Raw genomic sequence first — 1,142 nt, forward strand, 5'->3', positions numbered from 1 at the left:
GTGTCGTGTCGCTGTCCGGGCAGTGTCGCGGTCCAGTCGTGCCGTGTCGCGATGGTCGCGAGACCCGCGACAGACTTCCGGCGGACAACCCGCGACACGATGGCCGCCTCGGCTGCGTCCGCCTCATCCCCGGACAGGCCGTGTCGCGCCGCGTCGATGGCGGCGGCCAACTTGGCCGCGCGGCGGGAGTGTGTCCGGGTGCCCTCCCGAGTGCCGGCCACCCGGTCCGCCAGGGTCACCGCGCGGTCGGCGGCCCGGCTGCGGGCGATGGCTGCGGAGTTGGCGCCCCGCCGGCCGATGCCGAGGGAGGCGGTCACGCGCTCCCGCAGCTCCCGCAGGGCGGCCCCGAGGATGCCGTCTGCCTGTCCGCCGGACATGCGCAGTTCCAGGCCGAGCAGGAGGTGGAGCATCACGGCCAGGAGGACGGGCCCGAGGACGACCCGGATCGGGCCGCCCGCCGCGCCGGAGACCTGGAATGCGGGGATGGCCTGGACGAGCACGGCGGCATACGCGAGGTAGGCCGGCCCCTTGGTCCGGGTGGCCCATGCGTAGATGGTCAGGGCCACGATGGCCGCCTCTGCGACACCGCACAGGAGGGCCCGCTCGGTCTGGTCCGTGATGGCCAGGGCCGCCCCGAGGAACCGGTAAGAGGTGTCCGCGGACATGCCGAGGGCCAGAGCGGCCGGGGCAAGGAGACCCAGTGTCGCGGCCTTTGTACGGGAGATGCGCGGCATCTGGGGGACCTACTTCCTCTTGCTCTGTACGACGACGCTCTGAACAACCTTGACCGAGAGTGTGTCCTCTCCGGTGCGCTTGCGGCACAGAAGCGCCAGAGCGACCGCCAGCACCACGGCTCCCCCGAGGTACGGGGCGGCGGCGGACAGGGCCGACACGGCCGCGGTCAGGGCGAGCGACACACCCCAGACGACGAACGCGACCACACCGGCCATGGCCGACACGGAGGCGGTCACGGCGGACGCGCGCCACACCCAACGGGGCACGATCGGGGCCGTGTCCGGGACGGCCAGGGCCGCGGACTGCGGGAGCAGGGCGCCGGACGCCACCAGGGCGGCGGCCGTCTGCTGTCGCTCCCACGCTGCGATCAGTTCCGCGGTGGACGGGATGGCCGGCCGCTCGGGGGC

1 protein-coding gene and 1 pseudogene are annotated in these 1,142 nt (G+C 73.8%); both read right to left on the bottom strand.

Going from position 1 to position 1,142, the window contains the following annotated elements; all coding sequences use genetic code 11:
- Positions 1-734 (bottom strand): annotated as a pseudogene (locus ACFU9E_RS35600) (hypothetical protein); the annotation flags it as partial.
- A 9-nt stretch (positions 735-743) separates the two neighbouring features.
- Positions 744-1,142, bottom strand: a 399-nt coding sequence (locus tag ACFU9E_RS35605) for a hypothetical protein (protein WP_380715727.1), incomplete at its 5' end; no start/stop codon positions are given.

This window comes from Kitasatospora sp. NPDC057595, assembly GCF_042800875.1.
GTDB lineage: Bacteria > Actinomycetota > Actinomycetes > Streptomycetales > Streptomycetaceae > Kitasatospora.